General features: G+C 71.6%; 7 protein-coding genes and 1 pseudogene. 1 reads left to right on the top strand and 7 read right to left on the bottom strand.

Features of this window, described 5'->3' with window-relative positions; translation table 11 throughout:
- The 6 genes and pseudogenes from AB7U92_RS13535 to AB7U92_RS13510 all read right to left on the bottom strand — a co-directional run.
- Positions 1–310: pseudogene (locus AB7U92_RS13535) on the bottom strand (TonB-dependent receptor); the annotation flags it as partial.
- A gap of 94 nt (positions 311–404) precedes the next feature.
- The gene (locus tag AB7U92_RS13530; RefSeq protein ID WP_428577574.1) at positions 405–809 is read right to left on the bottom strand and encodes a hypothetical protein; all 405 of its coding nucleotides are present in this window, start codon (positions 807–809) and stop codon (positions 405–407) included.
- Between the two features lie 27 nt (positions 810–836).
- On the bottom strand, positions 837–1,388 hold the full coding sequence (gene msrA, locus AB7U92_RS13525) for a peptide-methionine (S)-S-oxide reductase MsrA (RefSeq protein WP_428577571.1): 552 nt from the start codon (positions 1,386–1,388) through the stop codon (positions 837–839).
- Between the two features lie 9 nt (positions 1,389–1,397).
- Positions 1,398–3,530 carry a TonB-dependent receptor family protein gene (locus tag AB7U92_RS13520; RefSeq protein ID WP_428577568.1) on the bottom strand — a complete coding sequence of 711 codons (2,133 nt, stop codon included), beginning with the start codon at positions 3,528–3,530 and terminating at the stop codon, positions 1,398–1,400.
- A gap of 133 nt (positions 3,531–3,663) precedes the next feature.
- Entirely contained in the window at positions 3,664–3,984 is a 321-nt protein-coding gene (locus tag AB7U92_RS13515) for a c-type cytochrome (protein ID WP_428577566.1), read from the bottom strand.
- On the bottom strand, positions 3,981–5,276 hold the full coding sequence (locus AB7U92_RS13510) for a PQQ-dependent sugar dehydrogenase (RefSeq protein ID WP_428577563.1): 1,296 nt from the start codon (positions 5,274–5,276) through the stop codon (positions 3,981–3,983). Before AB7U92_RS13510 ends, AB7U92_RS13515 begins: the two co-directional genes overlap by 4 nt.
- Positions 5,277–5,560: 284 nt before the next feature.
- Between AB7U92_RS13510 and AB7U92_RS13505 the strand changes: the two genes are divergently transcribed.
- Positions 5,561–7,498, top strand: coding sequence for a sigma-54-dependent Fis family transcriptional regulator (locus AB7U92_RS13505; RefSeq protein ID WP_428577560.1), 1,938 nt, complete (start codon positions 5,561–5,563; stop codon positions 7,496–7,498).
- Between the two features lie 7 nt (positions 7,499–7,505).
- On the opposite strand, the gene AB7U92_RS13500 is transcribed toward AB7U92_RS13505, so the two are convergent.
- A partial coding sequence (locus AB7U92_RS13500) for a DUF748 domain-containing protein (RefSeq protein ID WP_428577558.1) occupies positions 7,506–10,675 on the bottom strand: 3,170 nt, incomplete at its 5' end.

Genomic DNA, 10,675 nt, shown 5'->3' with positions numbered 1-10,675 from the left:
TGGCCAGCATGCGCACGCGGTCGCCGTCCAGGCCGCGGATCACCGGCCGGTTGGCGTTGGGGCCGAACCAGGTGGCCGCCATGCCGGGCTGGTCGGCAATGGTCTCGGCCAGCGAAGAAGCGCGGCGCAGCACCAGGCCATCGCCGGCCAGCGTGGACACCGGCGTGGCCAGCTCGCTGGATCGCAGCGGGTTGCCGGTGACGACCACCGGATCGAGCGTGGTGCCGCTTTGCGCCTGTGCGGCGAGCGCGAAGGCGGCCACGGCCAGGGCAACGGCCGTCCGCCGCAGCGGAGTCGTAGGGGAAGACATGAGTGGATTTCCATCGCGAAGAAGTCGGGCGGCGCACGAATGCACCGGGCTCCGGCGGCTCGTGGCCGTCGGCGCAGCTCGGAATCGAGGGACTTCAGGCCGCCCGGGGCGGACCGCGCGCGAGGAAACCAGCCGCCTGCGGCGCCAGCCGGCCCGAGGGCAGGTCGGCGTCGGGCCCCGCGGCCACGCAGAGGCTGGCCGGGGCCGCGGTCGCACCGAAGGCGATGTCGGCGTGGGCCAGCTGGTCGTACAGCCGGCATTGCGGGTCGCCTTCGTCGTGTCCGGCGAAGGCGTGATCCTCATGGGCATCGTGTCCGTGCCCGAGGTGCCCGCGATGCCCGTCTTCGGCGTGCGCGTGGTCGGCCACGACTCGTGCGGCAGGGCCATGGGCAGACCCATGCACCGCGCGGTGCCACAGGCCGAGGGCCTGCAGCATCAGCAGCGCGGCGGCCAGCAGCGGCAGCGCGACAAGCCGGGTGGAGTGGGACAGGACGGGCACGGCCCGCAGTCTACCGGCGCAGCGCCTTCAGGCCGCGCGCACCCGATCGGCGAAGGTCTTGCGGAACTTCTCCACCTTGGGCGCCACGACGAAGGCGCAGTAGCCCTGCCCCGGGTGGTTGGCGAAGTAGTGCTGGTGGTAGTCCTCGGCGCGCGAGTAGTCGCGCTCGGCCACCACCTCGGTGACCACGCGGCCGCCGAGCTTAGCGTTCAGCTCGGCCACCACCTCGCGGGCCGACCGCTCCTGCTCGGGGCTGTGGAAGTAGATGCCGGAGCGGTACTGCGTGCCGACGTCGTTGCCCTGCCGGTTCAGCGTGGTCGGGTCGTGCACGACGAAGAAGATCTCCAGCACCTCGCGCAGGCTGATCTGCGCGGGGTCGAAGCGCACGCGCACCACCTCCACGCAGCCGGTGTCGCCGGTGCAGACCTGTTCGTAGGTCGGCCGCGCCAGGCGGCCGTTGCTGTAGCCCGATTCGACGTCGACCACCCCGCGCACCCGCTCGTACACCGCCTCGACGCACCAGAAGCAGCCGCCGCCGAGGGTGATCGTTTCCAGGTTCGTGCCCGTGGTCGTGCCCATCACGACACCTTAGCGGAATTCGTGCTTCGCGGTGAAGGCGACCATCCAGTTCCTCGGCAGTGCCGGCTCGAAGAAGCGGCTGTTGGCGTCGTTGACGATCACCGAGCCGGCGTAGATCTTGTCGTTCACGTTGTCCACGCGCAGCAGCTGCTTCAGCGTCCACGCACCGAACTTCTGCGAGAAGCCGGCGCGCAGGTTGAGCAGCGTGACGGCCGGCGCCGCATCGGTGTTGGCGTCGTTGACGTAGAGCTTGCCCGTGTGGATCACCTCGGCGGCGGCGTTGAAGCCGCCCCAGGCCGCCTTCGGTGCCCACACCAGTTCGGCGAAGGCGCTGCGATCGGGCGTGCCGGGCAGGCGGTTGCCGGCCGGAATGGTCACGGCCGTCGCGCCGCTGCCGCTGACGAAGGATTCGTCGAAGCGCGCGCGCAGCGCGGTCAGGCTCAGCGTGCCACGAAGCGATTCGGCGAACTGCCCGGTGTACATCAGTTCGCCGCCGCGGCGGCTGGTGCGGCCGGCGTTCTTGAAGGTGCTGCGCCCCCCGGTGTTGGTGTCGGTGACGATCTCGTCCTGGGTGCTGATGTCGAACACCGCCACGTCGAGGCGGTGGCCGCTGGCGATCTTCCACTTCGCGCCGACCTCGGCGTGACGGCTGCGCGAGGCCTTCAGGTCGGTGTTCAATCCGGTCAGTCCGCCGGGGCGGTAGGACAGCTCGGTGAAGGTCGGCGTCTCGAAGCCGCGGCCGACGTTGCCGTACAGGTGCAGCGACGGGCTGGCGCGGAAGGTCAGCCCGAGCACCGGGTTGGTGGCGCTGTAGTCCTGGCCGCCGCTGTCGTCGGGGTTCTCGGCTGTCGACGGCGGCACGGCCGGAATGATGAAGCGGTCGTCGCTGGCGAACTTCACCTTGCTCGAACGCACGCCGGCCGTGGCCGTCAGCGTGGGCAGCAGGTCGTAGGCGGCCTGAGCGTACACGTCGGTGCTGCGCACGGTGTTCAGTTCGTCGCGCTTGAGCGCCCCTTGCACGCCGGCGTCGTTGATGTAGCCCTGGCGGTCTTCCTTGCTGCGGTCGTGCTCGAGGCCGCCGGTCAAGCGCGCCACGCGTTCGCCATCCAGCCGGATCTGGTGGGCCAGCTGCACGCCCAGGCCCATGAAGCTGCGCGCGAAGTCGATCGTGCCGCCCGAGCCGGTGATCGAGGTCTGCGGCGGTGCGGTGGGCGGCACCGACAGCTTGTTGTAGAGGTTGCGGTAGCCGACGTAGACACGCGAGGTCAGCGTGGTCGCGTCGGTCAGCCGGCGCTCGTAGACGCTGCCAATCTGCTGCTGGTTGACGACCTTGCTCGCGTCCTGCGCCTTGACGATCGCCGCCACCTGGCGCGGATCGGCCTCGAACTGCGCCCGCGTGAGGCCGGCCGGGTCCTTGGACAGCGGCTGGTCGAAGGAGTTGGCCACGACGCTGATCGTCGAGGCTGCGTCGATCACGTGCTCCCACTTCGCGTTGAACTGGGTGCGCTCGGCCTGGCTGTGGTCGCGCCAGCCGTTGGTGGCGTAGCGCATCGCATCGACGACGACGCTGTCACGCTCGCCGTTGTGGCCGAACTTCAGTCCGACCTTGTTCTGCTCCCAGGGGCCGGCGGCCAGCATGACCTCGGCGGTCGGCACGGTGGCGTCGGTGCCGCTGAACACCTGCACCACGCCACCGGCGGCGTTGCCGTACAGCTGCGCCAGCGGGCCGCGCAGCACCTCGATGCGCTGCGCCGAGCCGAGCGCGATGGTCGAGGCCTGGCCCTGGCCGTCGGGCATCGAGGCCGGGATGCCGTCGACGATCAGCCGCACGCCGCGGATGCCGAAGGTCGAGCGCGAACCGAAGCCGCGGATCGACAGCTGCAGGTCCTGTGCGTAGTTCTGCCGGTTGAGCACGCTGATGCCGGGCACGCGGTTCAGCGCCTCGGACAGGTTGACCTGGAATCCGCCGCTGTCGATCACTTCGCGCGTGATCGCGGTGATGGCCGCCGCTGCATCGAAGGTGGTCTGGCGGGTGCGTTCGGCGGTCACGACCACCGGGTCGAGTTCGGCCGTCTGCGCGAAGGCAGGATAGGCGGCAGCCAGGGACAGGGCGAGCGTGGAGAGCGTCAGCAGCTTGTTCATGTTCTGTGGGTGGAGTTCGAGGCGCGAGCGAGCGCGGCGCGAGGCTACGCGAAGCCCTCGCGGGCCGCGACGGGGTTTGCCGTTAGAGATTTTCTGGAGGTGCGCGCCATCCCGGCGCGCACCTGCCCCAGGGTCAAGGCGCGGTGGCCGTCACCTGGATGGACGAGAACCACGCGGTGACGTTGTCGATCTCCTCGTCGCTGAGCGACTTGGCGATCACACCCATCACCTCGTGCTGGCGCTTGCCGCTGCGGAAGGCGCGCAGTTGCCGGGAGAGGTAGCCCGCCGGTTCGCCGGCGAGATTGGGCGTCTCGGGCACGGCGGCAATGCCGACCTGGCCGTGGCACACGGCGCAGGCCTGCATCGCCTTCTGCCTGCCCGCCGCGACGTCACCGGCGACCACCGCGCCGGGCAGCGCGGCAGCCAGCAGCATCGACAGCGTCAGCGACTTCACGGTGCGCTGTACGTGATGCGATAGATCGCACCCGCGTAGTCGTCGGACACCAGCAGCGAGCCGTCCTTCATCACCGCCACGTCGACCGGGCGGCCGCGGTAGATGCCGGTCTCGCTGTCGAGGAAGCCCTCGGCGAACACCGTGCTCGCACCGGCGGTGCCGTCGGCCTTGATCGGCACGAAGTTGATCAGGCCGCCGCTGGCCTTGGTGCGGTTCCACGAGCCGTGCGACGCGACGAAGACGCCACCCTGGTACTGCGCCGGGAACATCCTGCCGTTGTAGAACGTCATGCCGAGCTGTGCCTGGTGCGCCGGGAACTCGACCTGCGGCTTGGTCCACTGCGCCGGCGGGTTCATGCCCTTCAGATCCGGTGCCGCGGCGGTGCCGGCGATCTGCACGTTGTTGCCGTGGATGAACGGATAGCCGAAGTGCTCGCCGCCGCCGCCGGGCTTGGTGATGCGGTTGAGCTCGCCGGGCGGCGTGTCGTCACCCATGCCGTCGGTCTGGTTGTCGGTGAACCAGACGGTCTTGTCCTTCGGGTTGATGTCCATGCCGACGGAGTTGCGCACGCCGCGTGCGACGACCTCGCGCTTGGAGCCGTCGAAGGCATTCAGCTTGATCATGCCGCCGATGCCGAGTTGCTCGTACATCGCGACCTTCTCCTTCGGCTGCACGTTGTACGGCTGGCCGAGCGTGACGTAGAGCATGCCGCTGTCGTCGACGCGGCAGGTGCGCGCGCCGTGGTTGTACGACTCCTCCTCGGGCGGGATCAGCTTGCCCTGGCCCACGACCTCGATCACCGCGACGTCCGGGCCCTCGTAGAAGAACTCGGCCGCCGGGAAGTTCAGCACCCGGTTGTGCTCGGCGACGATCAGGAAGCCGTCCTTGGTCCAGCACACCCCGTTCGGGTTGGTGAACTTCAGGCTGGGCGCGAAGGACTTGACCTCGTCGGCGACGCCGTCGCTGTTGCGGTCGGTGACGGCCCAGACGGTGGTCTTGCGCGTGCCGACGAACAGCATGTTGGTGCTCGGCGCCACGGCCATGTGGCGGGCATCGGGCACGACGGCGAACAGGTCGATCTTGAAGCCGGCCGGCATCTTGATCTTCTTGAGGTTCTCGCGGATCGCCGCGGCGTTCTTGCCTTCCTGCGGCACCACCGGGATGTTCAGGTCGGTGGTCGCGACCTTCATCTGCTTGAGCTTCTCGATGTTCTGCTGCGCGAACGCGGGGCCTGCAACGCACGCGGCAGCGGCGAGGGCTACGAGGGTCTGACCGATCTTCGAACGGGGCATGTACTGTCTCCTGCGTCTTGTGGTCTGTCGGATGCCGCGCGGCAAGCGCACGACCCTCTCCTGTCTGCAACGGGCATGCCACTTGGGGCAGACCCGGAGGGCGCCGTCCCGCTTCCCGGCGAACCGGCGCTGGCGCTGGCGCGGGCACTGTTCAGCGACAAAACACATGTGCGCAACAGGTGTTCAGCTTCTGGTCAGTTGCGGGGCTCGCGGTGCCCTGTTAACGTGAATCGCATCACGCAATGATGGCCGCGGCCACGACCGCCGGCCACAGGAGACACACCATGGGTTCGATCGACGAGCGTGCGCTGGCGCACGCCTGGGCCATCCGTTCGCGCGGCGCGACGCTGCCGCCGGGCGGGCTGCCGCCGGCGGATATTCTCGACAGCTGGGTGCGTTGTGCCCGCGCCGGGCTCGACGTGGCCGCCGAGCCGCCGATCCAGGTCGTCGAGGCGGCCGACCTGGCAAGGCGCCGCGACCGCGCCGACATCGTGCGCCGCCTCGCGCTGGCCGAGCTGGAGACGCTGGGCCACCAGATCGCCGGTTCGAACTTCCTGCTCGCCTTCGCCGACCCGGAAGGCGTGGTGCTCGACCTGTATGCCGACAACCGCTTCCTGACCAGCGGCTCGGCCAACGACATCGTCGCCGGCAGCATGTGGTCGGAGGAACAGGCCGGCACCAACGGTCTGGGCACGGCGCTGGCCATCGGAGCGCCAGTGGCCGTCAACGGGCTGGAGCACCACCTCCTCAAGTACGGTGACATCTCCTGTACCGCTGCGCCGATCCGCGACGCCTTCGGCCAGGTGGTCGGCGCGCTCGACGCCTCGTCCTACTTCGAGTCGCGCCAGCGGCACACCCAGGCGCTGGTGCAGATGGCCTGCACGCACATCGAGAAGCTGCTGCTGCTCTACCAGATGCGCGACCGGCTGGTGCTGGCAGTGCATCCGCGCGCCGAGTTCCTCGGCACCCTCAGTGCCGGCTTGCTGGCTTTCGACCCGCAGGGCCGGCTGCAGGCCTTCAACGCGCGCGCCCGCGACCTGCTCAGCGGGCTGGAGGTGGCCTCGGGCACCGCCTTCGAGGAGCTGTTCGATGCGCCCTACGAGCTCTTCGTGGCCGGCCTGCGCAGCGGCGGCGAGCGGCGACTGCGCGACGCGATGGGCAGCGAGCTGTTCGCCAGCTGCGTGCAGGCGCCCACGCGCGTGCCGCCGCGGCCGGCCCGAGCCCGTATGCCGCGTGAGCGGCCGGCACCGGCGGCAGCGCCGGCCCCGCATGCGTCCGCTGCCTTCGCGACCCCGGTGCAGCGCCGCAGCACCGACTTCGTTGCTGACGATCCGGCCGTGCGCGCCGCGCTCGAGACGGCGCGGGCCGCGCTGCGCCTGAACGCGCCGCTGCTGATCTGCGGCGAGACCGGCACCGGCAAGGAACTGCTCGCCCGCCACGCCCACCAGGCGAGCGGGCGCAGCGGCGCCTTCGTGGCGGTCAACTGCGGTGCGCTGCCGGCCGAGCTGTTCGAGGCCGAGCTGTTCGGCTACGTGGGCGGCGCGTTCACCGGCGCGCGCCGCGAAGGCAGTGCGGGCCTGATCGCCAGCGCCGACGGCGGCACCTTGCTGCTCGACGAGATCGGCGAGCTGCCGTTGACCATGCAGGCCGCGCTGCTGCGCCTGCTCGACGACTGGCTGGTGCGCCCGGTCGGCGGCACGGCCTCGCGCCGGGTCGACGTGCAGTTGCTCGCTGCCACCCACGTCGACCTGGAGCAGGCTGTGCGCGAACGGCGCTTCCGCGCCGACCTGCTGCACCGGCTCGATACCGTTCGCATTGAGCTGCCGCCGCTGCGCGCGCGCAGCGACTTCTCCGCCGTGGTGCGCTTCATGCTGGAGGCGGTGCATCGCGAGGCGTCGATCGACGACGATGCCAACACCTGCCACGCACGGCACGGCTGGAGCGGCAACATGCGCGAGCTGCGCGCGGTGCTGACGCGCGCGCTGCTGGGCTCGCCGGACGGCCGCCTCGACGAAGCTGCCGTGCGCCGCGTGCTGCCTCAGGCCCCGCCCGCCGCCGACGAGCCGCGCTCGGCGCTGGCCCGCGGGGCGATGGAGCAGGTGATCCAGGAGTTCGAGCGCTGCGGCCGCAGCGTGGCGCGCACCTCGCGCAGTCTGGGCATCTCGCGCACCACGGTGTACCGCTACCTTCGCCAGCGCGACGAGGGCGCGGCGCCGCGCTGAGCGGCGATCAGTTCGTCGACAGCGTGAGCAGCGCGCTCGGCGAGCGCGCTGCCGCCGCCTCTTCCTCACCCTTGGCGTCCCCGGCCGCGCGCAGCTTCGGCGCGGCCAGGAACAGGCGCTCACCCGGCAGACCCTTGGCGATCAGCGCATCACGCACCACCAGGCCGCGCTGCAGCGCGAGCTCGCGCATAGCGTCGGGACCGGCGGCGATGTGGCGCTTGAGCAGCGCCTCCATCTCGGCCGGCGGAATGTCGCGGAGCATGCGCAGCGCGTTGCGCGGCCGGTCGGGCAGGTCGGAAGCCCGGTAGACCGCGCGCAGCACGCGCTCGCGCGTCGGCGCGTCGAGCGCGGTCAGTGCATCGGCCTGCGCCGGAGTGGCGCCTTCGCGCAGCAGCTCGCGGCGGCGCTCGGCGAGCAGCCGCGCCTCCAGCGCCGCCTGGCGCAGCGCCTCGGCCTCGGCCTGCGCATCGGCGCTGCCGGTGACCGTCATCTTCAGCGCCTCGCGGTCGGCCAGCGCCTTGGCCACCTTGTCCAGCGTGCTGCGGCCCGCCTCGGCGAGCGTCGCCGTGCCCGGACGGAACTCCACCACGCTGAGGTCCTCGCCGCCACCGCCGGCCAGCAGCGCGAACGGCGCGGTCAGCGCCTTGACCAGCAGGTTGCCGATCACCTTGAGCACGATGCCGAACACGCTGAACTGCGGGTCGTTGATCGAGCCGCTGATCGGCAGGTTGATGTCGATGACGCCGTTGCGGTCCTTCAGCAGCGCCACGGCCAGCAGCACCGGCAGCTTGGTGGCGTCGGGCGACTCGACCTTGTCGCCGAAGGTCAGCTGGTTGAGGACGACCTGGTTGCGCGCCTCCAGCTTGCCGTCCGGGGCGATCTTGTAGGCCACCTCCATGCTCAGCTTGCCGCGCTCGATCGCGTAGCCGGCGTACTTGCCGGCATAGGGTGACAACGGCGCGAGCTCGAGGTCGGTGGCCTTGGCCTGGATGTCCAGCGCCAGCGGGTCGGCCGTCGGGTTGAGCGCGCCGCGGATGTCCAGCAGCGCGGTGCCCGCGGCGCGGCCGCGCAACTCGAGCGTGGCCATCTCGGGCGTGCCGGAGCGGAACGCGCCGAGCGCGCCGTTGAGTTCGGTGAGGTCGGCGCTGTAGTTCGGGCGGACGAAGCGGTCGCTGAAATCGATGCGGCCATTGTTCAGCTTGACGCCGCCGACGGCGATGACGATCGGCAGTGTCGTGCCCGGCGGCGCTGACGCCGGTGCCGCCGGCGCGACCGGGGCGCTGGCGGGCGCCTCGGCAGGTGCGCTGGCGGCGGCCTCGTCGGCGGCCACGCTGCTCAGATTCAGCCGCCCTTGCTCGGTCACCACCAGCCGCGCGAAGAAGTCGTTCAGCGCCGCCTCGCGCACTTCCAGCTGCGGCGTGGACTGCGGCGCCATCGCGAAGCGCAGGCCGTCGAGCGAGAAGCTCTGCCAGCTCAGCAGCTCGTCGCCGGCGCCGCTGCCGGTGTCGGCGCGGGTGTGAACGCGCACGTCGGCCAGCCGCGCGTCGCCGCTGGCGTCGACCGACCAGCCGGCGGCGGACTGCCGCACGTCGACGTCGCCCTGCCAGATCGCCTCGGCGCGCAGCAGCGCCACCGGCAGCATCGCCGCGAAGTAGGGCTCGAAGGCATGCACCGGCCAGCGGTCGATGCGCAGCCGGCCTGCGGCGAGCAGCGGCTCGGGCGCGAAGCGGCCGTTGAAGTCGACGCTGCCGGCCACGGCGGCCGGCGCACCGGCCGGCGCCACCGCGGCAAGCCTCCCGCCGAACTGCAGCCGTGCCGCAGGCGTGCCGCGCGCCGCGGGCCAGGCGAAGTCCTGCACGCGCAGGCGCAGCGCGCTCGCGTCGAGGCGCAGCGGCGCCTCGGCGGCGCGGCCCGCGGCGAAGCTGTCGACCAGCCTCACGCGGCCGCCGTCGAGCTGCAGCTCCTTCAGGCGCAGCGACCAGTCGGGCGTCGTGCCGGAGGACACCGTTGCCGCGGTGCCCGATCCCGCGTTCTCGCGCGCCAGCGACGCCAGGTTCCAGCGCCCCTGCCCGTCGCGCACTGCCGCCACCTGCGGCTGCGCCAGCGTGACACGGCCGAGCTCGACCTGCCGTGCCACGAGGTCGATGCGCGCATCAGCCATCGCGAGCTGCTTCAGCGCGACCTCCTCGCGCGCGGCGCGGCCGCTGCCGCTGACCAGCCGCGGCGCGTCGAGCGTCACGCTGTCGAGCACCAGCGAGGTCTTCGGCGCCTGCGGATCGGCGCTCCAGGTGAAGCTGCCCCGAGCGCTGGCGCGGCCGAGCAGGCGCGGCTGCAGGGCCTGCGCGACGTAGGGCTCCAACGCCTCGAGGGCGAGCTCGTCGAGGGCGAGCGTGCCGCTGGCCTCGCGATCGCTGGCACGGGCCTCGACCGTCAGGCGGCCGGCCTCGCCCGCTTCCGCCGCCGACGTGCGCAGCGTGGCCTGCAAGGCCAGCGGCACGGGTTCGCGCGCCGGCCAGGCGAGCTTCTCGCCGCTGAGGCGGAGGGCGTCGAGCTGCAGTGCAGCCGCTGGCCCTACCGCGGCGTCGTTCCAGGCCACGCGCGCGCCATCGATCGCCAGAGAGTCGACCTCGATCTGCCAGGCCGCTGCGGCCGACTGGGGCGCCGGTGCGCTGGCCGGCGTGGCCGCGGCCGGCGCACCGCCGCCGAGCCGCTGCAGATTGAGCCGGCCGTCGGCAGCGCGCGCGAGCTGCAGTCGCGCGCCCTCGAGCTTCACCTCGCCGAGCGAAACGCGGCGGCGCAGCGGCTGCACATCGCGCAGACCGACGCTCAGTGTCGCCCAGTCGAGCAGCGGCGCACCGCCGGCTTCGGCGACCGACAGCTTGTCCAGCGTCGCGCGGCCGTCGAGCCGCACGACCGGATCGGCACCATCGGGCAGCTCGAAATGCAGGGCCAGGTCGGCGCCCAGCACGCCCTGGTGCAGCCGCACCGGCAGCGACGCCGGCAGGTAGGGCGCATAGCGCGCCAGGTCCAGGCCGGCGAACGCCAGCCGCAGTTCGCCGCGCCGGCGCTCGGCAAAGGGCACCGCCTGCGCGCCGCTGTCGAAGCTCGCACCGTCGAGCCTGAAAGCCAGGCGCGGCTCGACCGTCACGTCCAGGTGGGACGGGAGGCTGGACAGGA

Origin of the sequence: Piscinibacter sp. (assembly GCF_050175855.1) — a bacterium.
In the GTDB taxonomy this organism is placed as follows: domain Bacteria; phylum Pseudomonadota; class Gammaproteobacteria; order Burkholderiales; family Burkholderiaceae_C; genus Piscinibacter.
This window is presented reverse-complemented; position numbering and strand designations above follow the sequence as displayed.

Bases quoted from the DNA above. Each gene is read 5' to 3' on its own strand.
- msrA (WP_428577571.1), bottom strand. From the start codon at position 1,388: ATGGGCACGACCACGGGCACGAACCTGGAAACGATCACCCTCGGCGGC.
- AB7U92_RS13520 (WP_428577568.1), bottom strand. From the start codon at position 3,530: ATGAACAAGCTGCTGACGCTCTCCACGCTCGCCCTGTCCCTGGCTGCC.
- AB7U92_RS13510 (WP_428577563.1), bottom strand. From the start codon at position 5,276: ATGCCCCGTTCGAAGATCGGTCAGACCCTCGTAGCCCTCGCCGCTGCC.
- AB7U92_RS13505 (WP_428577560.1), top strand. From the start codon at position 5,561: ATGGGTTCGATCGACGAGCGTGCGCTGGCGCACGCCTGGGCCATCCGT.